The organism is Atribacterota bacterium (assembly GCA_028717805.1).
GTDB lineage: Bacteria > Atribacterota > Phoenicimicrobiia > Phoenicimicrobiales > Stramentimicrobiaceae > Stramentimicrobium.
Genome location: JAQUNC010000019.1, coordinates 1 through 20,846 on the forward strand (window position 1 = coordinate 1; position 20,846 = coordinate 20,846).

The following is a 20,846-nucleotide window of genomic DNA, read 5'->3' on the forward strand; positions in this document are numbered from 1 at the left end:
GAGATGAACCGAAATCCGTCTCTTTGCTCTCCCCTTAAAATTGACACCGAAATAGGCTGCCTCTGTGAGTGAGGGCAACCTGATAAAGTTAGATCAAAGCATCTGGCTGGGTGCTATTTGTTTATCAAGGTACAGGACCCCCCGGTTTAAACCAAAGAATGGTTCTACCTTAAGAAGGGCAAATAAGATAGTAACAGAGATAGGGGGAGTTGTCAAGAAAAATTATTAAAATTTATTGACACATTTTCAAAAAATATTGATGTATTCTCAAATCATTTCCCAATTCGGGATGGAAAGATGAAACCAGAATATTTCCCTCTTTAGCCAATACGATATTTTGATTAAAAGAACACAATTTTTGGATATTTTCCCCAGTTTTGGTAATATAAGGAGCTCTAATAAAAATACCTTTAAATAGAGGGGGAGTGACTCCGGTAATTTCCAATTCAACTTCAAAACTCTCAATCTGCCTACCATAGGCATTTCTCCTGACAGTGATATCAATTAATCCTAAAGTAGGTTGATGTTGTCCTTCTACCTTTTTTGCTAATAAAATCATGCCAGCACAAGTTCCGAAAATAGGAATATTAGTTTGATTATAAAGATCAATGATTCTTTCATCCAATTGACTTCTATTCATTAACCTTCCAATGGCAGTACTTTCTCCACCAGGTATTATCAGACACTTTACCTGATTTAACTCAGATTTGTTTTTTACTGGTATCACTTCCTGTCCACATTGCTTAATCATCATTAAATGCTCTAAAAATGCACCCTGTAGTGCTAAAATCCCTACTTTCATATATAATTGCTCCTTCATTCTCAACCATTGTTCAACTATTTTACTCGTTTACTCATTAAGATATTATATGTACCAAATAATTACCAGCCTCTTACCTGCATCTTTTCTTCATCAGGGATTTTGTCTATAGAGATTCCTTTTATTGCCTGACCTAATCCTTCAGAAACTCTGGCGATAAGCTTTGGATCATTATAATGTGTAGTAGCTTCTACAATTGCTTTTGCCCTCTTTTCTGGATCCTCAGATTTAAAAATGCCAGAACCAACAAAAACACCGTCACAGCCTAATTGCATCATTAACGCTGCATCAGCTGGTGTAGCGATACCCCCTGCTGCAAAATTGACTACTGGCAATCTACCTAAGGATGCAGTTTCCATTAGTAGTTCAAAAGGTGCACCGTACTCTTTGGCTTTAATGATTAATTCTTCTTTATCCAATCCCTTTATTGCTCTAATTTCCTCATTCATACAACGCATATGCTTTACTGCCTCTATAATATTTCCAGTACCGGCTTCTCCTTTGGTTCTAATCATTGCTGCACCTTCCGCAATTCTCCTTAAGGCTTCTCCTAAATTCCTAGCACCACACACAAAAGGAACTTTAAAATTATATTTATTGATATGATATTTTTCATCTGCCGGAGTAAGGACTTCGCTTTCATCAATATAATCAACCTCCAGTGCTTCTAACACCTGTGCTTCTACAAAATGCCCAATTCTGGCCTTAGCCATTACCGGAATGGTTACTGCTTCCATAATTTCTTTTATCTTCCTGGGATCTGCCATACGTGCTACACCGCCAGTAGCACGAATATCAGCTGGCACTCTTTCTAAAGCCATGACAGCCACTGCACCTGCATTCTCAGCTATTTTAGCCTGCTCTGCATTTACTACATCCATAATTACTCCGCCTTTTAACATCTGAGCTAAACCTCTTTTAGTTTTTTCAGTAGATTTTTCTACCATTCTTTAACCCTCCTCGTTTTCTTTTAGCGATATATCTCTCCTATGTTTCTTCTGCAACTAATTATATAATACTTGTAAACAAATTTTAAGTAGATAACGATAGTTAAATTAATAGACTGCCCTAATCGAAAGAAAAGATTAGAGCAGTCTAGTTTTCCAATAAACTATTTACCTTCCCTAAACAAGTAGAGAAAAATGTCATATTGTCGTTGCTTTTTACCTGTTATGTTATTGCTTCTCTCCACATAGAGTAAGCAGTCTTTCCCAGTTATCGTCAATATCTTGTTGTATTTCTTCTACTAGTGATTTATTCTCCGGGGTAAGAAGATGTTTATATCTACCCTGTGGTTTCATCCATTCAGTCACTGGTAATCTCTCTTTTGGTTTATAGTTTAATTTCCATTTACCATTTTCTACTTCATACAATGGCCAAAAATTTGTTTGAACAGAAAGCTTAGCCATTTTGATAGTATCTTCTGAGGGAAAACGCCAACCTCTGGGACAGGGAGATAGCACATTCAAAAAGGCTGGCCCTTTGGTATAGAAAGCTTTATGTGCTTTATCAATTAAGTCATTCCAGCGCCAGATGGAAGCCTGTGTCACATAAGGAATTTTATGAGCTGCAATAATCCCGGTTAAATCCTTCCGGTATTGTGTTTTACCAGGAATTACTTTACCACATGGTGTAGTGGTAGTCCAGGCTCCACGAGGTGTAGCACTGGAACGTTGAATCCCGGTATTCATATAGGCTTCATTATCGTAACAGACATAGACAAAGTCATGACCTCTCTCTAAGGCACCAGATAAAGACTGTAAGCCAATATCATAGGTACCACCGTCTCCACCAAAAGAAATAAATTTTATCTCTTTATCAATCTTTCCCTGTTTCTTGAGGGATTGATACATAGCCTCCACACCACTGATAGTAGCAGCTGCATTCTCGAAAGCATTATGAATGAATGATGAACGCCAGCTGGTATAGGGATAAATGGTAGTTGCTACTTCCAGACAACCAGTGGCACTGGCTACTACTACAGGGTCATCACAGGCAGATAAAACCTGCCGAACAGCAATAGAAGCGCCACAGCCGGCACATAAACGATGTCCCGGGCTTAAAACATCCTGTTTCTTAGTTAATTCTTTTAATTTTGCCATCTTATTTCACCACCTATTCTCTTACTCCAAGATATTGTATTCTTTCTTTCGCCTTACCAAATTTCACAATTTCATCCAATTGGTCATAAATCCCCGTGATATCTTGCTGGTTAATATCTCGTCCACCTAAACCAAAGATTATATTGATGTTCTGCGGTACCTTTCCAAATTCCATCATTGCTGACCTAATTTCAGTAAAGAGAGGGCCTCCAAAACCTCCAAAAGAGACAGAACGATCCAATATTGCAATCGCCTTCAGATGTGACAGGGCTTGTGCAATTTCCATATAGGGGAATGGTCTAAAAATTCTCGGTTTTAAAAGACCAACTTTTCTACCTTTGCCTCTTAAATCATCAACTACTGTCTTGGCAGTACCAGCAGCTGATGATAAAACAACAATGGCAGTTTCAGCATCTTCTAAATGATAAGATTCAAATAGACCGTATTCTCGACCTGAAATTTCCCTGAATTCCTTAGCAATTTCCAGTATAACCGGTTTAGAATTTTTTATATCTTCAGCCTGTTGATGCTTATGTTCGAAATAATAATCATAGAGATCCAGGGGACCAAAGGTTAATGGTTTGTCAATATCAAGCAGTGGGTAATTTGGTTGATACTTGCCAACAAAATCATGGACAGTAGTATCATCTAAAAAATCAACCCTATCAATGCCGTGGGAGATGATGAATCCATCATACATAACCATAACTGGTAGTCTAACCTTCATATTTTCTGCAATACGAACTGCCTGAATAATGTTATCATAAGCTTCCTGAGCATTTTCAGAATAAATCTGAATCCACCCCGCATCTCTAGCTGCCATAGTATCACTATGGTCACAATGGATATTAATAGGTCCAGATAATGCTCTATTAACTACCGGCATAATGATGGGTAATTTGCTGGAAGCCGCAATATATAAAATTTCAAACATTAAAGCCAGTCCGTTTGCAGAAGTAGCAGTCATAACTCTACCGCCGGCAGCAGCAGCTCCAACACAGGCACTCATGGCACTATGTTCACTTTCTACAGTAATAAGCTCAGTATGAACCAGTCCATCTGCTACATATTCAGAAAAACTCTGAACCAAGTCAGTCTGCGGAGTAATAGGATAAGCAGCTACAACATCAGGATTTATCTGTTTAAAAGCATAAGCAGCTGCTCCATTTCCCGTAATAGCTACTGTCTTAGTGCTCATTTTTTTACTCCCTCCTTTTCTCTAAATTCATTTTCATCTTTCATTTCAATAGCTTTTGCCGGGCATTCAGCAGCACAAATGCCACAACCCTTACAATGCTTATAATCAATGCCCTTTATCTTGCCATCCTCTACTATAATTGAAGAATCCGGGCAAAAGACCCAGCAAATCAGGCAATGTGTACATTTTTGTTCATCTCTTACCGGTCTTTGAGAACGCCAGGAACCGGTCTCATACTGTTCGGAGTTTCCCGCTTCCAGAATCAAACCTCCTTTGGGAATCTCTTTCCATCCCTTTTGTTTAATAGCGCTCATTCGCTTTTCACCTCCTGATATGCTCTTTCTATTGCTTTTACATTTCCCTCAATAACTTTTTGGCTAAACTTGCCGGAAAATTTACTCTTTATATCATTAATCACATTTTTTAACTTTAACAACCCTGTTGCCTTAATTAAGGCTCCAATCATCGGGGTATTGGGTAGTGGACGCCCCAACTCCTCTTGAGCAATTTTACTGGCATCAATAGTAAATATTTTTTTACCTTTTACAGCAAGTTTTTTTCTTATTTCAGCTGGAGTTTTATTAGTATTGACCACAATTATGCCCTCATCAGGTAATCCTTCCGTAATATCAACGGTGCCAATTAGGGTTGGATCAAGTACTACTACCATATCTGGATTAGTTACATGACAGTGAATCTTAATTGGTTCATCACTTATCCTGGTAAAAGACTGAATGGGTGCACCCATCCTTTCTGGTCCATATTCAGGAAAGGCCTGAATATACTTGTCCTCAGCCAGGGCAGAAGTGGCAAGCAACTTAGAAGCGGTAACGGCACCCTGCCCACCTCTGCCATGCCATCGAACTTCAATAATTTTTTTCATAAGAAATACCTCCATTAATTATTTATCACCTTATTTTTCATTTTTAAAAATTTGCCTTCCTATTAAGGCTTGTGTTAAGGTTACTTCATCAGCATATTCCAAATCGCCCCCTATGGGTATTCCATAGGCAATTCTTGTTACCTTTATACCTAAAGGTCTAACCAGCCTGGCAATATAGGAAGCAGTTACTTCTCCCTCGATATTAGGATTGGTAGCTAAAATAATTTCCGTTATTTTCTCAGTTTTTAAGCGAGAAATAAGATGATCAATAGTTAGATGATCTGGTTCTACTCCATCCAGAGGAGAAATGGCTCCCAGTAAAACATGATACAATCCCTTATATCCCCCTGTCTTTTCCAGTGCCATTAAATCTCGCGCTGTTTCTACAACACAAATAGTATCTCTCTGTCTGGTCTTTTCTTGACATATTTCACAGATATCCTGATCAGTAAGATTATGACAAATCTGACATCTTTTAATCTTCTCCTTGGCATTGATAATAGACTGAGCTAATACTCCTGCTTCTTCTCTAGAAATATTTAGAATATATAATGCCAATCTCTGGGCAGTTTTGGGGCCGATACCAGGGAGTTTTGATAATTCATCAATTAATATAGCTAATGGTCTTGCATATTGATAACTCATTTTTTATTAACCATTAAAATAATCCTGGTAGATTCATACCACCAGTTAATTTCATTATTTCTTCATTTACCATTTCTTTAGATTGTCTAATCCCTTCATTGACTGCTGCCAGAACTAAATCTTCTAACATTTCTTTATCTTCAGAGTCAATAATATCTGGCTCAATATGAATTTCTTTAATTTCCTGCTGTCCATTAATAACTAATTCTACCATGCCGCCTCCGGAGGTAACTTTTATTTCCTTAAGGGATAGCTCTTCTTTTAGAGCTTCCATTTTTTTCTGCATCTCTTGAGCCTGCTTCATTAAGAATTTCATATCCATATTTAACAACCTCTTTTCTTATTCTTTGCTTATCTCTCCACCAAATAAGTCACGAGCTCTTTTTAAAATATCATTCTCAGTCAAATTTTCCTCTTTATTGCTATCATTCTTTTTCTTCTCTCCCACTACCGGTTTAACCAAAGAATGGTTATCTTTTATTTTACCTTTATTCCTTTCTAAAGCAAAGCGTTTGTCTTCTTTGCTCTTATTTTCTTCGATAATACATTTCAATTTAATTTCACAATTTGACTCTTCTTTTAAAATTGTCTCTACCTTTTCTTTATTTTCCTTTTTTTCCAGACTTTCTTTATGAAAAAGACAATCTGCTGAAAAACTAACAATTAATTGGTCATCCTCAATGCCAATGCTATTTCCAGCCATTAAAAAAGCATAAAGAGAAATTTTTTCCTTCTTTATTCTGGATAGCACTTTTGGCCATAATTTTTCAAGTTCATACTTTTTTTGGTTTTTCATATTTGTTGTGACTTTATCTTTAGAAGGATATTCATTTTTGTCTTTCTCTATTGCTGGCTGTATTTTTTCTACCTTTTTAACAGTAACACTTTTACTAATAATATCTGCGGCAAGAGATTCCTGTTGGGTAGATTTGTCTTTAGCATGAGTTAGCTTTACTATCATTAATTCCAATAAAACCCAGGGATAATGATGGAACCTTATCCTTTCCTCAATTATTTTTAATTCTTCTATAATATCAAATATGGTCTTAATATCAGTATTTACTAACAATACCCAGATTTTGTTCAACTCTGAGCTTTCCAGGTATAGATGAGAATAAGGATTATCTTTGCCTAAAACTTTAAGAAGAGAAACATTATGAGTATAAATAAGCAAATCCTGGACAAATTGATTTAGCTCTACTCCTTCTCTGACTAGTTTATTAATCAACTTAAGTCCTATCTCAGTATTATGATTAATTATAGCCTCTATTAATTGCCAGAATATTTCACGTGGCATAAATCCTAAAATATCTCTGACCTCTTCGGGTGTAACCTTGTTTTCACTGTAAGTAATAACCTGATCTAAGATACTTTCTGCATCTCTCATAGAACCAGTGGCACTTTCAGCAATTAAACGCAAAGAAGATAAATCAATATTTAGTTTTTCTTCTTCGGCAATTCTTTTTAATTTTTCTACCATCTCCTCAATGGAAATTCTATGAAAATAAAAACATTGGCAACGAGATAAAATTGTCTTAGGAACCTTATGAGATGCAGTAGTAGCGAAAATAAATAACACCTGACTGGGGGGTTCTTCTAAAGTTTTTAACAAAGCATTAAACGCCTCATTAGTTAGCATATGCACTTCATCAATAATATATATTTTGTATCTTCCCTCTGCGGGAGCAAAACCAATTTTACTTCTTAACTCTCTAATTTCTTCAATCCCACGATTTGAAGCTCCATCAATTTCCAATACATCCATAGATTGACCTTTATTAATACGGATACAACAGGAGCATTGGTTACAGGGATGCTCTGTAGGACCATTCTGACAATTGAGGGCTTTAGCCAAAATTCGAGCAGTAGTAGTTTTCCCAACACCACGAGGACCGGAAAAAAGGTAAGCATGAGAGATTCGATCCAGTTTAATAGCATTCCTTAGAGTCTGGGTGATATGATTCTGACCTACAACATCTTCAAAGGATTGAGGTCTCCATTTTCTATAGATGGATTGGTATTGAGCCATTTACAATTTCCGTCACAATTCTGATATAATTCTTGCAAAGAGATGACCGTGCCCTATCCTCGATCTATCTTCCCAAGCGATATTGAAACAGTTAACTCCAACCAGGTTTCCCTGCGGCACCCAAAGAGTTTTACGTACCGCTGCTTCCTTCCAGACCTGACGGGATTAGTAATTCTTTGCTGCACAGGACCCAGTCTTCAACATCACTTATTCCAGTCAGACCTTGAAAAGATAAGACCTTAAATAGGCTTTCGATCCTGCTCTAGCGGATTGCAGGTTCAGGGCACCGCTAACTCCCCATCTAGCACGGTCATCATTCCAAAATATGGCGGAGAGGGCGGGATTCGAACCCGCGAGACAGCTTTTGGCCGCCCAATCGCTCTCCAGGCGATCCCGTTATGACCACTTCGGTACCTCTCCAAAAAGATATAACAATATTCCCTTTAGTTCAATCTAATATAGATGCAGACAGTCTTTAATTTTAATACATTTTGTTAAAAAAATCCACTTTTTCTATAATTTTCTGCTGGAAAAATTCTCCTGATTCTGTTCTGCTTAATAAAACCGGATGAAAAGCGATACAAATTTTATTTTAAGTTATACTGCTTTATTATCACAGATGTTGTAAAAGTTGATTTCAGCTGTTATTATATTGGCTTAATTATCGATACTTGGTCACTCCAATCTGCTGGCAAAAGGAAATAATTTTACATTGTGAACACCATGGTGATATAGGTTTACATATTTTTTGACCATGTGCTACTAAATAGGTGTTAAAAGAAATCCAGTATTTTTGTGGCAATATCTTCATTAAATCCTGTTCTGTTTCCGCAGGGCTTTTGGTCTTAACAAGACCAATGCGGTTAGATATTCGATGAACATGGGTATCCACAGTAATAGTATCAATATTAAAAGCAATACCCAGAACTAAATTTGCTGTCTTTCTACCAACTCCGGGTAATTGCATTAGATCGCTAATATTAGCAGGTACTGTTCTGTTATATTTCTTGATCAGAATATTGGCAAGATTTTTTATATTTTTTGACTTTATCCTATAAAATCCGACCGGATAAATTAAACTTATAATCTCCTCTTCAGTCATTCGGGATAAGCTTACTGCATCTGGTGCTCTTCTGAATAGCCTTTCTGTCGCCTGAGCAGTAATTTCATCTTTAGTACGAGAAGATAATACTGTACTTATTAAAACTCGATAAGAATATTCTTCTTGTTTTTTTATCTGATTAATCAAGGGGAGATGATCAAAAGCCAAAATCTCAGAATATAGCTTTTCCATTAACTTATCAAAATCTAAATCCCTGGCATGAGGTAAAATCATTTATATGTGCTCCAAATCTATAAAAACAATTATGGTGCTATTTTAGGCACTAAGAGACTGCACATAGGACACTATTTCTGCTATATTTTCCTTACAGGTAAAATCTACTGGTTTTTTATAAGCATTTAGCAATCCTTTGTCATCAGGTGTCAGAATCTTTTTTCTCTTTAATTTCATTTGTAGCAGTTTCATTAGAATTTTATCCCAAAGAGGTAATTTATTATAATTAAAACCGCCACGAAGATAATAGAATTTAATATATTCCTGTTCTTCTTTAGAAAAATTTTCATCTCTAACTTCCTTGATAACCTCTTGCCGGAAGGGGGATGCACCCACAGCAAAAACAATTACCTTCTTGTTTTTCAATTTATTGAGATTCTGGGTTATTATTTTTACTCCTATAATCCCCACAGCATGAAGACTGCCACCATAAATAATGATATCATATCTCTCTAATTTTTTCTGTTTTACTTTATGGTAATCAAAAATATCTGCTTTCAGTTCTTTAGCTATCCAGCGAGCATATTTTTCTGTGAATCCTGTTTTTGATTTGTATACTACTAAAATTTTCATTATGCTAACCTGTACATTTCAACTTTATTCTTATAATTTTTATTTTGATCACCTATTGAAAACGTCATTATGAAATGAATTTGGTTTCCCTGTCAGGTCTGGATACCTTGATGACCATAAAGTAAAGATCTGTATCGCTCCCATTATACCAGCAGTGCACGATATCTTTAGGACTCTCGATTAATGTATTGGCTTCAACGGCTTTTTTCTCATTTCCTATTTCAACCACACCCCTGCCATATAAAACGTAAAAGCTACATCTACAGGTGTAATATGTTTTTTTAAAGATTGTCCTGGTCTTAATGTAATAACAGAAATGACTGCGTTCTCGGTGTTTTAGAGATTTCTGGCATCAACATTATGTGCAGTTTTCATGATAGGCATATCTGATAATTTTTTAATAATCATATATCTCTCCCTGATTTTTTATTTTACTATTAATATTTTAGCATATTCTAACATAATATTAATTTACAGAATATATAAGTAGTTTTTCAAAAGAATTTTAAGAAAATAGGTAACGATTCTGGTTGAATCATTAACAAACCAATGGCTCCGGCTGTAGCAATATAAACCTCTTTTGGCAGATTAAAGGCAGAGAGAAACATATGCTGCAATCCAATCCACAGGCTGAAAGTTTCTTTATAACCTGAGCATAATCCATATGATCACCTCTTATTAAGATAAAGACTTTTTATTTTTCCATTTGTTTCATTCTTGAAACTCTTTCTTTGATTGATTGATCATGCTCTTCTTCAGAAATATTAGGATCTCTCAGGTTAGCATACTTTTTACAGGGAAGTTCAGGACATTGGCCACAATGAGAATATCTCTTTTCCATCACCGAGCATTGATATAGAGGGCATATTTTATCCGGAAAAGCCTCTTGTGCCCAGAAGGTAGATCCTCTAACAGCTTGACAGCCTGCACAATGGCTATTGAAATATTCACATTGGTCACATAATAATCCGCAAACGGATAAAACTTGAGTCATATTCGCTCCTCCTTAAAAAATAATTGTCAATTTTTTATATCTGTCTATTTAAAAATCTTCTTGCATAGCATTAACGCCTTTTTCCTGGTGGCATCTCTGGGATTATTTTTTTGCTTTTCAATGAAGGGTATTATTTTTCTTTTATCTGGTATCAAGCCCTTCAGCTTATTAAAAGCAATTAATGTTTTACCAATGGCAATATTGGTACATCCCGGTGTTTCAAGACGATAGTCTTCTATTTTAAGCAGTTCATTCATAATTCTATCTGAATGTTCTGATTTGTTCTTGGCGATTTCGGTCAGTGCCAGAATTGTATTATTAACTGTAATTAGCTTTCCACGTCTTAAAAAATCCAACAAACGAGGAAGAATGAAGCTAATCTTATCTTCCCGGTCTGCCTTGGACAGGTTTCCGATAACCCGGATCGCTGTCCATTTTATTATATTGTTTGAGCTATCAAGCAGTTCAATGAAAAAATCAATGTCCGGATAAAGTTGGCCAGGTTTCTCTTGGGAAACAATAATGGATTGTTTAGCACAGGTATATTTAATCCTGGGATTCGTTGATGAAAAATCATTGAGATTAATTTCTTCCATCATTTATTCTCCCCTTCTTATCTTTAGATAATATTTTTTCTTCCTGGCGATATCATCCAATATAGAATGAAGGTATCTGGATTTACCTTTTATATCCAGTCCAATAGATTTTTGCTTTGCCTCTGCTAATGCCTGTTCCAGCTCTCCGATCTCCAGAATAGTAGCTGCAATACAATAATAGCTTTTAGAACGTCCTTCATTAAACTTTGCCAACATCTCTCTTAATGATTGCTCTCTCTTTTTCTGGACCTTCTCAAACGCTATAATACCTATTTCACAAATCAATGCAATGTCATCTTCTAATTTTTGGTAGCATTTGAATGAATCTACCTTTTTCCCCGCATTTCGGTGATTTTTCCATCTTTCGCAGAAACTGCTATCAGCGCAATCCCAGCAAAATTCAAGTCCCTTTCTCTTAATGGCACAGGCAATAAAAGGGCATCCCACTTTTATCCTGCCATCACTTTTACATCCCGGACAGCGGCTTTCGGTATTCATGTGATAATGCGGGCAAAGTCGGCAGGATAGACCGCATATGCCAATCTCTCGATACTTTATTTCCATAAACTACTTCCACACAATCTCTAAAATTTAATCAGACAATGGTTTCCAAGCTAAACTATCAGCCTGAATACATATTGACAACTAGTAAAATAAGTCGTATTAGGTGCAGTCCTTGATGCTTTGATTTTTAAAGATATAAAAATTTGATTAATTATATTATATCTCTGGGGACAATTAAATATGACCATATAGCCATATACAAGGAATTAACCTGTATTTCACTTTTTTAGAATACCCTTTATAGCCTTCCAACTCCTTAAGTAAGGTTTTATCCTCCAATATAGTACGAATGATGAATATTATCATAACAAGAAAGGACATCAGTAAAGCGTAAATTGAACCTAAAGTCAGTGGTGTAGCTATCGCCATTACTATATAACCGACATAGCCGGGATGCCGTACATACCTGTATGGTCCTTCTGCTGCTATGCTGTGACCTCGCTCATCCTGAATACGGACCATGGTAGAAAAGAATTTATTTGATACCATTGACCAGGTGAAGAGCATCGACCCTAAAAATACAGCAATAATGCCAAGAATATGAATACTATAATGCAAATAGGGGCTCCAGCTAAACCGATAATCCAATCCAGAAAGAACATAGATTCCCAAGATTGGAACAATATTTATGCTCATCAATATTTTATCCCATTTTTTAACATTTTTCTTTTCTCTTCCTCTTTCTTCAATCACTTCCCTGGGCAGTACAGTATAATTAATCACTAAAATAAATATTCCGATGACGATAAAAATCCAAGCCCAATTCCAGCTCAGTGTCCCGGCAGAAACAAAAAGGATAATGCTCTGTATTAAAAGTGTTAGAAATACCTGTGCCATTCTTCTTACAATATCCATATTCATTTTTTGTCTCCTTTTATTTCTGAAAATCCATCCTTATCAAAAAAATTATTCACTTCTCTTGATGATATAAAAAACTCTGTTACCTATAGTCCCATGATTAAAAATAGTTATGATTTCAAAAACGCCAGGAATCAGGGAATCATCCTATAGGCAATAGCGATAAGTTATTTCCTGATTTTTACAACTTTACCATTGTTCTTTTTCTGCAACTCTTTCGGAGATATTTTTATAAGTGAGTATTCAGACCCTCCCCCAGTTAAAATAATATTTTTTTCCATAACAGCCGGATCAACAAGAAATTCAGCCTGATATCCAAAAGAAGGCGTCCCACCACAGGGATAACCTGTTTTCTTTAAAATTTCATCAGGCGTGGCAGTACGCGGTCTTTCTATATTTAAAGCTCTCCCAACCCTGGAAGTACTTACCCTGTCATCGCCTTTCACGATAGCTACAATTAAATGATCTTCTGCATCAATCAAGCAGATATTTTTTACACAATCATCAGGATCCACATTTGCTGCTCTGGCCGCTTCTAAAACTGAATGACATGATTGATCGAATTGTAGATATTCACATTGAATATGATTATCCTTAATAAACTTTTGTAATTTTTTTTCATACTGATTCATTTGTTTATCCTTCACTGTTTTTAAAATGTTTTATTTATCATTAATCAATCCACTCCATAAAATCTTTTGGTGGGGTTTCTTCAATAAAGCTACAGGGGTAGACAGCTTTTTCAGTTTTGGTTTTGGGAGTCAGATACTGTCTTGAAATATCACTTTTTGTTATTTTTCAATTATAGACCCCAATTTCCTTTGCTCTATAATATCTGTTACTGCAATAGAGGGATGGTGATAGTCTTTTCCCTCCAGTTTTCCCCAATGATGGATTGCCTTTTGCGGACACCATTCATCGCAAGCAAAACACATTTCGCAGTTATGCATCCAAAATGGTTTTCCATGGTCCATTTTGATGTTGCTAACAGGACAGACTTTTTCACATATCCCGCATCCAATGCATTTTTCTTCATTAAATTTTATACTCTTGTCCGATAAATGGACAAGTTGGGGATAGGTTAATTTTGAATCTTCCTTTTCCTGAGCATATTTCCTCATGGATCTCATTATTGGTTCCTTGGCAATCGATAATAGTCGTCCTAATGTGAAATTAAAAACATCCTGAATAATAATATCTCCTTTTTTCTTTTTTAATATCATTTCAATTATTAATTCTATCTTTTTTTCTGCTTTTGCCAATATTATTGAGGTGTCTCTTTCGATAGGAACTGGAATATGTTCATAATCTAAGTTATTCATTGGAAATCGGGCATAGAATCTACCATTTATTTCCCCGCCATGTGACCTCACAATTTTAACACAACGGTTAATCGTTGGAAATGCATTTGGATAGGCATATCCACCATGGGTACATACGATAAAGTAATATTTGTTTTTTACATATTCTATCTTCCCAAGAAACTGCCTCACGATTTCTGGGATGCCATAAACCTGAGCAAGATATACGGGCAATACGATTCCGATTACCTCTTCTTTTATTTTAACCGTTTGTTGTTCTTTATATCTTACTACTGGATCTATACATCCTCCTATACCCTCAGCAATTTTCTTAGCAGCTACGAGGGAGTTTCCTGTTCCAGTAAAGTAAAATATCCGAGCTTTCATTCTTTTATTCTCCTTTATTCTCCTTAATGGAAGCATTTCAAATTACACCAAACATTTTTCATTTACCCGAAGTTACTGAAGGGAGCTTTTGATTAGAGGAAATTTTGGCGAAGGCGCTGGTCAACATAGCTGGATAAATGCTGTTGGCTGGACTTTGCTGGGAAAATTGTTTAAGCTCTAAAAATTCTTCATTCTTATTGGAGTTGGAGTTAAAATAAAAAATAATAATCCTAATCATTTTTGTACTTCATGTTTGATAACAACATACTGTTTTTTGATTACTTTACAATCCTTTAATTTCAAGGAGATAACGCCATCAATATTATCAAGATCGTTAGCAACAAAAATATTTTTAGGACTCATTCCTCCCGTCATTTGAGGAACAATGATCGTGACAATATTATCAACCAGCTGTTCTCGAAGCATATGGCCTAATAAACTACCACCACTGTCAATTCGTAATGTTTGAATTCCATACTTCTTTTCAACTATTAATAATGAGTCTTTTAGTTTGACTCTGTGTTCCCCTGTAACAATATAATTAATATCCTCCTCTTCCAGTTTATTAAGATAATCAGTTTTGGTTTCCTTTGAGCAAAAAACAATAGGCTTATCGTTCCACCAAGCTTGCTTTTTAATAATTGGCCAATTTTTTATTTTACCTTTACTATCAATGACAATTAATTGTTGATGGGAATATTTTTCAGTATTGTTTTCATCATAAGTTGCATCCAATATGGTTGTGCTGCCACAAATAATACCATCATATTGTGATTGTATAACGATACCATAGTAAATTTCCTGTAATTCTTGAGGATTTTTTATCCAATCAATCCGGGCATCTAAGCTCATTCCAATAATACAATCAATACGCATACTTGGCCTCCTATTTATGTTCTCCGAATCACCAAATTCTCATTAAGAACCACTAGATGATCTTGTATTAAAATATATTAATTGATTTTGTTAAAACTAATCTCTTTTAGTAAGGTCTGTTTTACTGGGCAATTGGTAACAGATTCCTCTATTTTTTCCTTTTGATAATTATTTAACTCTGCATTAATGTTATATTCATAATTAAAGATTGTTTTGTCTTCAACATTTCTTACCAAATTAACTCTAACCAGGATATTATCCGCCTTAATTCTTAAGTTATCTAAAGTCATTCTAATAGTGATATTTAAACAGGAAGCTAAGGCTGCTTCCAACAATTCATGAGGTCTGATTCCTTCTTCAGAGCCACCTTTATCCCTGGTAGTATCTGAAAAAAGTTTACTATTTGAACTTTCTATAATACATTTATACCTTCTATCTGTATTTATACATTTAACCATTTTTAAATATCCTTCTGTTAAATATTTATTTTTTCTAATACTATAATATATTAATCAATAGAACAATTATAAACAACAAAACTTCTTTAGTCAGGCTTTGAAATATCACTTTTTTATATTTCAAGACCATATCCCTTAATCTTCAATTTCCCTCCCAACCATATCCTCTTTCCACCAGTCTGGTAAGTTTAGACAGGGCTCTAACTGCAGGAGCACCATCAATGATATCGTGATCAACTAACACTGTAACATAAAGATATTCTCTGATCTCTACCCTTTTATTTTTTACCCCAGGCTTTTTAATAATCGAGCCGATGGTAAAAGAAATAGGATAAATACTCGCTGGAAACAGGGAAGAGCATAATATATTCTGATTCTGCCTTCTTTTTTCATAAATCAGTTTTCGCGCTACCGTAACATCCAGTTCTATCAACGCCCTGACATACTGTTTCATATGACTGATAAATCCAATATCGATGGTCGCTAATTGACTGGCTGGAAATGTTTTTACGTGGTATTCACCAATATTTTTCACTCTATTCATCCTTTCAGGAAAAGATTAAATGTTGATATGTCCTACTAAATAAGTTACCGCTTCTCCGGAGATTTTGACTTTTTCACCCAAATCAGTACAGAAAATTTTTCCACCTCTCTTCGATAACTGTAATGCTACGAATTCATTTTTCCCCAACACTCTCTTCCAATAAGGTATTAAAGTACAATGGCTGGAACCAGTCACCGGATCTTCATCCACTCCCAGCTTCGGGGCAAAAAACCGGGAGACAAAATCCACCCCTTCTCCCCTGGCTGTTACAATTGTTCCCAATCCGTCCAGTTGCTTTAATGCCTCCATATCTAATGTTAAATTCCTGATTTCTTCTTCTGTTTTAAATACTGCCATATAATCCCTGGATAGGTACACCTCTTTCGGTCTCTTTCTCAGACCCTTTATAAGCAATTCTGGAGCATTACACGATTTTCCTTCCCGGGAAGGAAAGATCATAGCCAGATTACTCCCTTCCTTGCTTACCTCTAACCTTCCGCTTTTAGTCTGAAAGATAGCCCTTGTAATTCTTTTATCCAGATAGGTAAAGATAACATAAGCGCTAGCTAAAGTAGCGTGTCCGCATAAGTCAACTTCCCCTTTGGGAGTAAACCAACGCAATTCATATTCATCATCCCTTTTTATAAAGAAAGCGGTTTCGGAAAGATTATTCTCTGCAGCAATGCTTTGCATTAAATTATCATTTATCCATTCTTTCAGAGGACATACCGCCGCAGGATTTCCCTTAAATTGCTCATTGGTAAAGGCATCTATTTGATAGATGGCTACTCTCATTTTCATCCTCCCTGTCAATTATTTGTTATAAATGACTACAAACTACTAATAGAATTATTTAATTACTGAACCTGGGTAACAGTTCTTTCTATAGCTGCATTTTTTGTACTGGCAGAAAAAAGTGCTTTGCTTATCCTGATTGATCAGATTGCACTATTCTCAATTTATCTAAAGTATTATTTTTCTATTCTATTATAGATTCTTATTTCTTCAACTATTACTTCTTTTGGGCTGATGTTTTCGCTTTGATTTCTTTTACCCGGAATTCCACTATTTTCCTGATCAACCTTAAAGGTATTGGCTTATCGATAGGGAATTGAACTGAACCTTTCGCGTGTTTATAGGATGATAGTTCGTCCTTGAATTTATCAATTCCAGAAGGTATGGGGTAAAATCCAATATGGCTCTTATAGGCTGCAAAGTGTACCAGATTCTCACTTAAAACAAATGTGGGCATCCGATATTTGATTGTTCCCTGTGCACCGGGTGCAGCTGCTTTAATTGTAGTTCTTATCTGCTTTAGAATTTCTTGTACTTTAGGTGGAAAGTTGACGATATATTCATCGATATCTTTGGGTGAATCCGGAACATTTTTCATAGGCTTCTCTCCTATTTCCTGATTATTATGAAACTTATTTTACCCGGTAGGGAAAATAGTTTAGTATTTTTTCCACTGCAAATAGGCTTTCCAGCTCCAGTTACAATATTTTATCTCATCTTTATTTTTTTCACATTATAGAAATCTATAATTGCATTTTTAGCCAGGAGACAGTAGGAACTACCTTGGTTCCCTGCTTTCCCAGTTGTAAATTACAATCTGAAATAATCTTTTCCGCATTCTTATGGAAGGTGCTATGTCCATCGCTAATTAATATTGCTGAAAATCCCATCTCTAATGCACCAAGAACGGCTGCTTTAATACATCCATTGGAAACTAATCCGGTGATTACCACCTCTGTTATGTTAAACTCCTTAAGCAAAGTTAAAAAATGTGGTTCTCGAAAGACATTGACATTTTTCTTGTTTATAATTATGTCTGCTCCGGATAAATTCAGCTCTTCACATATTTGCCAGCCTTCAGTGTTTTCTTTTAAAAAAGACTGATTAGTATGTCTGATAAAAAATATGGGCTTATTCTTTCTGTGAAAAAAATCTATTAAGCTATTTACATTATTAATTAACTCTTGTTTTCTAAATACTTCTCTATTTAACAAGCCTTCTTTTTGCATATCAATCACCAACAGTGCTTGCTTATTTCTCATAAATATATTTTCTCCTTATCTTAAAAATGAATAAAAATATTTATTAATTATAGAATGTCTTGGGGGTAAGGTCTTGAAATATAACAAAAAAGTGATATTTCAAGACAGTATCTGACCCCTCAATGGCTTCTTAGAAAATGGCATGGATGTCAGATATGTACAGGAACTTTTGGAGCATCGGAATATCAGAACAACTCAGATTTATACCAAAGTAACATATCCAAAACTTAAAAACATTAAAAGTCCGCTATGATTAAAAATGAAAAAATCCCACTTTTGGCCAAAAAAAAGTTCGAGCAAATATTTTTTCAGGTTCTATTGTGTTTGTCAGTATCTTCCTTGTTCATTGTCGCCGATTTATTTAATAAATTCTCTATTAAAACACCAAGAGCTTGGGCGATTTTTGCCATAGTTTGAACGCTTGGTTTATTAACTATACCGCTTTCGATCTTGGTAAGCTTTGTATTTTTTATATCCGCTTTCTTGGCTAAATCATTTCGCGTTAAGCCAAGTTTTACTCGCATTTTCTTGATATTTTTACCGATTGTTTTTCCACTTATCATAATTTCAAAGTTTTGATAGTATTGTAGTAAGATATATAATTATTGTTTTCATTTCTATACTATCAAATAAAATGGATTTAATAAATCATAAAAATTCGAAAAGCCTGCTTCTGGCGTTCCGCTTCGTGGAATAAAGACAAAAAATTAAATTTGTACCTAAATTCGACAGCTGAGTCCTCGCAGAGGACGAGCTAACCCTTTCTTTATCCAATTGGCGGAGAGGGCGGGATTCGAACCCGCGAGACAGTTATTAGCCGCCTACTCGATTTCGAGTCGAGCGCCTTCAACCGGACTCAGCCACCTCTCCTTATGACCTGATAATGACAGACATATTATCTTCTATTCAGGAAAAACTTCTTCAATACTGCGCCGCATTCATCCTCCAGGATACCACCAATGACTTCTATCTCATGGTTAAACAGCTTTTTTTCAAAAATGTTAATAACACTGCCCGCAGCTCCTGCTTTAGGATCATATGCTCCAAAAATGAGTTTCTTTAGTCGGGCTTGAATGATAGCATAAGCACACATGGGACATGGTTCTAAAGTTACATACATTATTGCATCATCCAGATGCCAGCTATTTACTCTGGCACATGCTTCACGTAGTGCTATAATTTCAGCATGAGCGGTGGGGTCATGGGTCATTTCCTTCTCATTAAATGCCCTGGCAATAATCTGTTCATCTAAAACGATTAATGCTCCAACCGGAACCTCTTCCCTGTAAAAAGCCTCCCAGGCCAGTTGAATCGCTTCTTGCATTATCATCTGGTGAATATTATCTATCATTAAACTACTCTACCTATATAAAGATAAGAAATATTTTTAACCTTAGCTAAGGCTAAGCTATGGTCAGGGGAGCTTACTCCCTTGAAATCCTTTTATTACTTTTTCACTCTATTTTTATATAAAAACTTTTACTGACAATTTTTTAGAGTATAGAATATTTATTTTTCAGTTTTAATTTTCCAGATAGTATGATGTTAAAAAGGTGCGCCCGGAGGGACTCGAACCCCCAATCTACTGATCCGTAGTCAGTTGCTTTATCCAATTGAGCCACGGGCGCATTTAGATGAGAGGATAATAATTAGCTCTAAAGCTAAATTAGATTTTATTATAATTTAATATCTTCGTCAAATGAAATAATATTATAGTAACACTTGCCTTAAAAATTTCTCTTTATTATAATATAAAGCAATGTTGCATTCTGAGCATTTTGATAATTTTGATAATTAAAAATATTTAAAATTAGAATTTATATCAAGGAATTATGAAACAGGCTTTTAATAAAACATTTGAAGTACATTCATATGATGTTTTAAATAATCAGCAATTAAATCCAGTTAAATTAATCGACTATTTTAATGATACTGCAGGACACCACTCTGAATCATTAGGCTATTCCATAGAAACCTTATTTAAAAAAGGATATTCCTGGATACTACTCTCCTGGAATATCAGTATTAATAGATGGCCTCATTTAAGAGAGAGGATTGAAATCGAAACCTGGATTTCTCGGATTAAGAGATGTTTCGCTTATCGAGAGTTTTTAATAAAAAGCAATCAGAATGAGAGTATAATTAAGGCGTCTTCTCACTGGATCTTCTATAATATGAATAAACAAAGACCAGCAAAAATACCTTTGGCATTATCAAATCTTTGGCTAATTAAACCAGTAGAAGCATGCTCCTTATCAATTATAAATTCATTCCTTCTCAGGGAACCTAAATATCAAAATGAAGAAAAAGAATATGTTGTTCAAATGCAAGATATTGATATCCTGGGTCATGTTCATAACTCCAGATATATAGGCTGGATTATGGAAAACAAGCCCGAGATAATAAAACAGCATTATACCCTAAAACATCTACAGGTTTTATATCATCATGAAATTAAATATCCAGGAGAAATTATGGTGCAACAAAAAATATTCCCCCAGCAAGATAAATCAAAACAGCTGATATCTGATCAAATATGGGATAAAAATAAGCAGAGAGTTGCTACTGAGGTGGTAACTCAGTGGCAGCTTTTTAAATAATATTATAATATTCCGGATAATTAAT

Annotated in this window: 27 protein-coding genes, 3 tRNA genes, 1 other RNA gene and 1 pseudogene; 2 read left to right on the top strand and 30 right to left on the bottom strand. The window is 35.3% G+C overall.

Annotated elements, in window-relative coordinates; translation table 11 throughout:
* Window positions 1–232: 232 nt before the first annotated feature.
* The 26 genes and pseudogenes from pdxT to PHD84_05625 form a co-directional block, all read right to left on the bottom strand.
* Entirely contained in the window at window positions 233–802 is a 570-nt protein-coding gene (gene pdxT, locus PHD84_05500; GenBank protein MDD5637254.1) for a pyridoxal 5'-phosphate synthase glutaminase subunit PdxT, read from the bottom strand.
* Between the two features lie 80 nt (window positions 803–882).
* A complete protein-coding gene (gene pdxS, locus PHD84_05505) occupies window positions 883–1,767 on the bottom strand; it encodes a pyridoxal 5'-phosphate synthase lyase subunit PdxS (GenBank protein MDD5637255.1) in 885 nt (294 codons plus the stop codon).
* 228 nt (window positions 1,768–1,995) lie between these two features.
* Entirely contained in the window at window positions 1,996–2,922 is a 927-nt protein-coding gene (locus tag PHD84_05510) for a thiamine pyrophosphate-dependent enzyme (protein MDD5637256.1), read from the bottom strand.
* Between the two features lie 13 nt (window positions 2,923–2,935).
* Window positions 2,936–4,120 (bottom strand): pyruvate ferredoxin oxidoreductase, encoded by a 1,185-nt coding sequence (porA, locus tag PHD84_05515; GenBank protein ID MDD5637257.1) that lies wholly within the window; start codon window positions 4,118–4,120, stop codon window positions 2,936–2,938.
* Window positions 4,117–4,434, bottom strand: coding sequence for a 4Fe-4S binding protein (locus PHD84_05520; protein MDD5637258.1), 318 nt, complete (start codon window positions 4,432–4,434; stop codon window positions 4,117–4,119). The genes porA and PHD84_05520 overlap by 4 nt, the downstream gene beginning before the upstream one ends.
* Window positions 4,431–5,003, bottom strand: a complete 573-nt coding sequence (locus tag PHD84_05525; protein ID MDD5637259.1) for a 2-oxoacid:acceptor oxidoreductase family protein — start codon at window positions 5,001–5,003, stop codon at window positions 4,431–4,433. Before PHD84_05525 ends, PHD84_05520 begins: the two co-directional genes overlap by 4 nt.
* 30 nt (window positions 5,004–5,033) lie before the next feature.
* Window positions 5,034–5,648: a recombination mediator RecR gene (gene recR, locus PHD84_05530; GenBank protein ID MDD5637260.1), complete on the bottom strand. Its 615-nt coding sequence runs from the start codon at window positions 5,646–5,648 to the stop codon at window positions 5,034–5,036.
* Window positions 5,649–5,661: 13 nt separating this feature from the next.
* Window positions 5,662–5,970 (bottom strand): YbaB/EbfC family nucleoid-associated protein, encoded by a 309-nt coding sequence (locus tag PHD84_05535; GenBank protein MDD5637261.1) that lies wholly within the window; start codon window positions 5,968–5,970, stop codon window positions 5,662–5,664.
* Window positions 5,971–5,988: 18 nt separating this feature from the next.
* The gene (gene dnaX / locus PHD84_05540; GenBank protein ID MDD5637262.1) at window positions 5,989–7,677 is read right to left on the bottom strand and encodes a DNA polymerase III subunit gamma/tau; all 1,689 of its coding nucleotides are present in this window, start codon (window positions 7,675–7,677) and stop codon (window positions 5,989–5,991) included.
* 46 nt (window positions 7,678–7,723) lie between these two features.
* Window positions 7,724–7,987, bottom strand: an RNA gene (gene ffs / locus PHD84_05545) — signal recognition particle sRNA large type.
* Window positions 7,988–8,003: 16 nt separating this feature from the next.
* A tRNA-Ser gene (locus tag PHD84_05550) sits at window positions 8,004–8,097 on the bottom strand.
* Between the two features lie 241 nt (window positions 8,098–8,338).
* On the bottom strand, window positions 8,339–9,013 hold the full coding sequence (locus PHD84_05555) for an endonuclease III (protein MDD5637263.1): 675 nt from the start codon (window positions 9,011–9,013) through the stop codon (window positions 8,339–8,341).
* Window positions 9,014–9,055: 42 nt separating this feature from the next.
* Window positions 9,056–9,586 carry a flavodoxin domain-containing protein gene (locus tag PHD84_05560; GenBank protein MDD5637264.1) on the bottom strand — a complete coding sequence of 177 codons (531 nt, stop codon included), beginning with the start codon at window positions 9,584–9,586 and terminating at the stop codon, window positions 9,056–9,058.
* 67 nt (window positions 9,587–9,653) lie between these two features.
* Window positions 9,654–9,994: pseudogene (locus PHD84_05565) on the bottom strand (cupin domain-containing protein).
* A gap of 286 nt (window positions 9,995–10,280) precedes the next feature.
* Window positions 10,281–10,580 carry a DUF3795 domain-containing protein gene (locus tag PHD84_05570; protein ID MDD5637265.1) on the bottom strand — a complete coding sequence of 100 codons (300 nt, stop codon included), beginning with the start codon at window positions 10,578–10,580 and terminating at the stop codon, window positions 10,281–10,283.
* Window positions 10,581–10,624: 44 nt separating this feature from the next.
* Window positions 10,625–11,179 carry a hypothetical protein gene (locus PHD84_05575; protein MDD5637266.1) on the bottom strand — a complete coding sequence of 185 codons (555 nt, stop codon included), beginning with the start codon at window positions 11,177–11,179 and terminating at the stop codon, window positions 10,625–10,627.
* Window positions 11,180–11,740, bottom strand: a complete 561-nt coding sequence (locus PHD84_05580) for a DUF3795 domain-containing protein (protein ID MDD5637267.1) — start codon at window positions 11,738–11,740, stop codon at window positions 11,180–11,182.
* Between the two features lie 174 nt (window positions 11,741–11,914).
* Entirely contained in the window at window positions 11,915–12,601 is a 687-nt protein-coding gene (locus PHD84_05585; protein ID MDD5637268.1) for an isoprenylcysteine carboxylmethyltransferase family protein, read from the bottom strand.
* A gap of 164 nt (window positions 12,602–12,765) precedes the next feature.
* Window positions 12,766–13,230, bottom strand: a complete 465-nt coding sequence (locus PHD84_05590) for a YbaK/EbsC family protein (GenBank protein MDD5637269.1) — start codon at window positions 13,228–13,230, stop codon at window positions 12,766–12,768.
* Between the two features lie 159 nt (window positions 13,231–13,389).
* A complete protein-coding gene (locus PHD84_05595; GenBank protein MDD5637270.1) occupies window positions 13,390–14,322 on the bottom strand; it encodes an EFR1 family ferrodoxin in 933 nt (310 codons plus the stop codon).
* A 198-nt stretch (window positions 14,323–14,520) separates the two neighbouring features.
* Window positions 14,521–15,162, bottom strand: a complete 642-nt coding sequence (locus tag PHD84_05600; GenBank protein MDD5637271.1) for a dihydrofolate reductase family protein — start codon at window positions 15,160–15,162, stop codon at window positions 14,521–14,523.
* Between the two features lie 77 nt (window positions 15,163–15,239).
* A complete protein-coding gene (locus tag PHD84_05605; GenBank protein MDD5637272.1) occupies window positions 15,240–15,620 on the bottom strand; it encodes an OsmC family protein in 381 nt (126 codons plus the stop codon).
* A gap of 142 nt (window positions 15,621–15,762) precedes the next feature.
* The gene (locus tag PHD84_05610; protein ID MDD5637273.1) at window positions 15,763–16,155 is read right to left on the bottom strand and encodes a 2-oxo acid dehydrogenase subunit E2; all 393 of its coding nucleotides are present in this window, start codon (window positions 16,153–16,155) and stop codon (window positions 15,763–15,765) included.
* 24 nt (window positions 16,156–16,179) lie between these two features.
* Window positions 16,180–16,959, bottom strand: coding sequence for a PhzF family phenazine biosynthesis protein (locus PHD84_05615; GenBank protein MDD5637274.1), 780 nt, complete (start codon window positions 16,957–16,959; stop codon window positions 16,180–16,182).
* Between the two features lie 217 nt (window positions 16,960–17,176).
* Window positions 17,177–17,557, bottom strand: coding sequence for a DUF1801 domain-containing protein (locus tag PHD84_05620; protein ID MDD5637275.1), 381 nt, complete (start codon window positions 17,555–17,557; stop codon window positions 17,177–17,179).
* A 145-nt stretch (window positions 17,558–17,702) separates the two neighbouring features.
* Entirely contained in the window at window positions 17,703–18,221 is a 519-nt protein-coding gene (locus PHD84_05625; protein MDD5637276.1) for a cysteine hydrolase, read from the bottom strand.
* A gap of 142 nt (window positions 18,222–18,363) precedes the next feature.
* On the opposite strand from PHD84_05625, the gene PHD84_05630 reads away from it, so the two are divergent.
* On the top strand, window positions 18,364–18,474 hold the full coding sequence (locus tag PHD84_05630) for a hypothetical protein (protein MDD5637277.1): 111 nt from the start codon (window positions 18,364–18,366) through the stop codon (window positions 18,472–18,474).
* A gap of 55 nt (window positions 18,475–18,529) precedes the next feature.
* Here the strand turns inward: PHD84_05630 and PHD84_05635 are convergent, their stop codons facing one another.
* From PHD84_05635 to PHD84_05650, 4 genes are all read right to left on the bottom strand, one after another.
* The gene (locus tag PHD84_05635) at window positions 18,530–18,784 is read right to left on the bottom strand and encodes a helix-turn-helix transcriptional regulator (protein ID MDD5637278.1); all 255 of its coding nucleotides are present in this window, start codon (window positions 18,782–18,784) and stop codon (window positions 18,530–18,532) included.
* Between the two features lie 212 nt (window positions 18,785–18,996).
* A tRNA-Ser gene (locus PHD84_05640) sits at window positions 18,997–19,091 on the bottom strand.
* 25 nt (window positions 19,092–19,116) lie between these two features.
* Window positions 19,117–19,572: a tRNA adenosine(34) deaminase TadA gene (gene tadA, locus PHD84_05645; GenBank protein ID MDD5637279.1), complete on the bottom strand. Its 456-nt coding sequence runs from the start codon at window positions 19,570–19,572 to the stop codon at window positions 19,117–19,119.
* A 203-nt stretch (window positions 19,573–19,775) separates the two neighbouring features.
* Window positions 19,776–19,849: transfer RNA gene (locus tag PHD84_05650), tRNA-Arg, on the bottom strand.
* Window positions 19,850–20,053: 204 nt separating this feature from the next.
* On the opposite strand from PHD84_05650, the gene PHD84_05655 reads away from it, so the two are divergent.
* Window positions 20,054–20,821: a thioesterase gene (locus PHD84_05655; protein ID MDD5637280.1), complete on the top strand. Its 768-nt coding sequence runs from the start codon at window positions 20,054–20,056 to the stop codon at window positions 20,819–20,821.
* The last annotated feature ends 25 nt before the right edge of the window (window positions 20,822–20,846 follow it).

Excerpts from the sequence above, each read along its gene's own strand:
- PHD84_05600 (MDD5637271.1), bottom strand. The coding sequence starts at position 15,162 with ATGCGTATTGATTGTATTATTGGAATGAGCTTAGATGCCCGGATTGAT.
- PHD84_05525 (MDD5637259.1), bottom strand. The coding sequence starts at position 5,003 with ATGAAAAAAATTATTGAAGTTCGATGGCATGGCAGAGGTGGGCAGGGT.
- PHD84_05585 (MDD5637268.1), bottom strand. The coding sequence starts at position 12,601 with ATGAATATGGATATTGTAAGAAGAATGGCACAGGTATTTCTAACACTT.
- PHD84_05510 (MDD5637256.1), bottom strand. The coding sequence starts at position 2,922 with ATGGCAAAATTAAAAGAATTAACTAAGAAACAGGATGTTTTAAGCCCG.
- PHD84_05575 (MDD5637266.1), bottom strand. The coding sequence starts at position 11,179 with ATGATGGAAGAAATTAATCTCAATGATTTTTCATCAACGAATCCCAGG.
- PHD84_05570 (MDD5637265.1), bottom strand. The coding sequence starts at position 10,580 with ATGACTCAAGTTTTATCCGTTTGCGGATTATTATGTGACCAATGTGAA.
- PHD84_05520 (MDD5637258.1), bottom strand. The coding sequence starts at position 4,434 with ATGAGCGCTATTAAACAAAAGGGATGGAAAGAGATTCCCAAAGGAGGT.
- pdxT (MDD5637254.1), bottom strand. The coding sequence starts at position 802 with ATGAAAGTAGGGATTTTAGCACTACAGGGTGCATTTTTAGAGCATTTA.
- PHD84_05605 (MDD5637272.1), bottom strand. The coding sequence starts at position 15,620 with ATGGTTAAATGTATAAATACAGATAGAAGGTATAAATGTATTATAGAA.
- PHD84_05595 (MDD5637270.1), bottom strand. The coding sequence starts at position 14,322 with ATGCTTCCATTAAGGAGAATAAAGGAGAATAAAAGAATGAAAGCTCGG.
- PHD84_05620 (MDD5637275.1), bottom strand. The coding sequence starts at position 17,557 with ATGAAAAATGTTCCGGATTCACCCAAAGATATCGATGAATATATCGTC.
- PHD84_05590 (MDD5637269.1), bottom strand. The coding sequence starts at position 13,230 with ATGAATCAGTATGAAAAAAAATTACAAAAGTTTATTAAGGATAATCAT.
- PHD84_05555 (MDD5637263.1), bottom strand. The coding sequence starts at position 9,013 with ATGATTTTACCTCATGCCAGGGATTTAGATTTTGATAAGTTAATGGAA.
- PHD84_05615 (MDD5637274.1), bottom strand. The coding sequence starts at position 16,959 with ATGAGAGTAGCCATCTATCAAATAGATGCCTTTACCAATGAGCAATTT.
- PHD84_05535 (MDD5637261.1), bottom strand. The coding sequence starts at position 5,970 with ATGGATATGAAATTCTTAATGAAGCAGGCTCAAGAGATGCAGAAAAAA.
- dnaX (MDD5637262.1), bottom strand. The coding sequence starts at position 7,677 with ATGGCTCAATACCAATCCATCTATAGAAAATGGAGACCTCAATCCTTT.
- recR (MDD5637260.1), bottom strand. The coding sequence starts at position 5,648 with ATGAGTTATCAATATGCAAGACCATTAGCTATATTAATTGATGAATTA.
- PHD84_05560 (MDD5637264.1), bottom strand. The coding sequence starts at position 9,586 with ATGAAAATTTTAGTAGTATACAAATCAAAAACAGGATTCACAGAAAAA.
- porA (MDD5637257.1), bottom strand. The coding sequence starts at position 4,120 with ATGAGCACTAAGACAGTAGCTATTACGGGAAATGGAGCAGCTGCTTAT.
- PHD84_05655 (MDD5637280.1), top strand. The coding sequence starts at position 20,054 with ATGAAACAGGCTTTTAATAAAACATTTGAAGTACATTCATATGATGTT.
- pdxS (MDD5637255.1), bottom strand. The coding sequence starts at position 1,767 with ATGGTAGAAAAATCTACTGAAAAAACTAAAAGAGGTTTAGCTCAGATG.
- PHD84_05630 (MDD5637277.1), top strand. The coding sequence starts at position 18,364 with ATGGATGTCAGATATGTACAGGAACTTTTGGAGCATCGGAATATCAGA.
- PHD84_05635 (MDD5637278.1), bottom strand. The coding sequence starts at position 18,784 with ATGATAAGTGGAAAAACAATCGGTAAAAATATCAAGAAAATGCGAGTA.
- tadA (MDD5637279.1), bottom strand. The coding sequence starts at position 19,572 with ATGATAGATAATATTCACCAGATGATAATGCAAGAAGCGATTCAACTG.
- PHD84_05580 (MDD5637267.1), bottom strand. The coding sequence starts at position 11,740 with ATGGAAATAAAGTATCGAGAGATTGGCATATGCGGTCTATCCTGCCGA.
- PHD84_05625 (MDD5637276.1), bottom strand. The coding sequence starts at position 18,221 with ATGAGAAATAAGCAAGCACTGTTGGTGATTGATATGCAAAAAGAAGGC.